This is a genomic window from Pseudoalteromonas sp. SR45-5, assembly GCF_014163565.1.
GTDB lineage: Bacteria > Pseudomonadota > Gammaproteobacteria > Enterobacterales > Alteromonadaceae > Pseudoalteromonas > Pseudoalteromonas distincta.
The window spans coordinates 1-1197 of sequence record NZ_JACJDN010000899.1 but is presented as its reverse complement, the minus strand read 5'-3'; the positions used below and the strand labels follow the sequence as shown (position 1 = coordinate 1197).

The following is a 1197-nucleotide window of genomic DNA, read 5'->3' as shown; positions in this document are numbered from 1 at the left end:
TGTTTTTGATACATCTGGAAGTATGAAAAACTTTTTACCCAACGGTATTAGAAAAGTAGATGCCGGCATCAGTGCAATGAGTCAGTTGGTTACTGATAATAGCTCTATCGATTTTGGTTTGATGCGTTTTAAAAATGATAATGGCGGCTATATTATGGCAGGTCTTGGATCTCCCCATTCTACAATTTTAAGCCAAATTCACAGTTTACCAGCGGCTGGTAGTACCCCAGTTACAGAAACCCTATGGGAAGCCTACTTGTATCTAACAGGTCAGAAAGTGTACTACGGACAAAACTCAAATGAGCGGGATTTTTCTGCTGAAACTGGTTCGCTATATTACGACAATAACTCTCGATACATATCACCATTTACCCAAGCAGTTGGTGCCGATGTACGTTGTGATAATTCAATCAATTTAATTTTGATGACTGACGGTGATCCTCAAAGTGATACTAACCGAAACGATGATATCAAATCATTATACAAATCTACTTTTGGCTCAAATCCTTCTAAAACAAGTAATAGTTATCTAGCCGCTTTAGCTCAGATAATACATGGTACAAGAGATGTTGAAGTTGACTTGTACGATACTACGCCAGAGGTTGCTGATACCGGACGCGTTTTTACTATCGGTTTTGGTAGTGGCATGAGTACAAATGGTAAAAAGTTATTAGAAAAAACCGCTTTATTGGGCGGCGGCGAGTACTTACATGCAGATACATCAACTGAACTTTCTGAAGCGCTTAATAATACAATATCGAAAATACGCGAAGTTAACGATAGTTTTTCATCACCTACGGTAGCAAGTAATAATGTTGACCAAACACGTAGCCGAGAGTCAATTTACTTTGCGATGTTTTACCCAGAAACAGGCGCACGTTGGAGCGGGAATTTAAAAAAACTAAAAGTATCAGGTGCAAATATAGTCGATTCAACTGATAAAATAGCCCTTGATGAAAATGGGTTAATTGATGAGAAAGCGCGAACTTTTTGGCTGCCAACTAATAAGCCTGCAGATGGGAATTTAGTAGCCCAGGGTGGCGTAAATTTACTTTTATCAACTTTAGACCCTGACAGTCGTAAAATTTACATAGATAAAACGGGCAGTATTATTGATTTTACTTTTGATAAAGTACAAACCATTTTAAATTTAGCGACAGGTACAGTTACCGATCTTGCCCCTGATTTGATTCCTAA

Annotated in this window: 1 pseudogene; it reads left to right on the top strand. The window is 38.2% G+C overall.

The features are described from left to right. Positions 1-22: 22 nt before the first annotated feature. Positions 23-1197 (top strand): annotated as a pseudogene (locus H5072_RS19940) (pilin biogenesis protein); the annotation flags it as partial.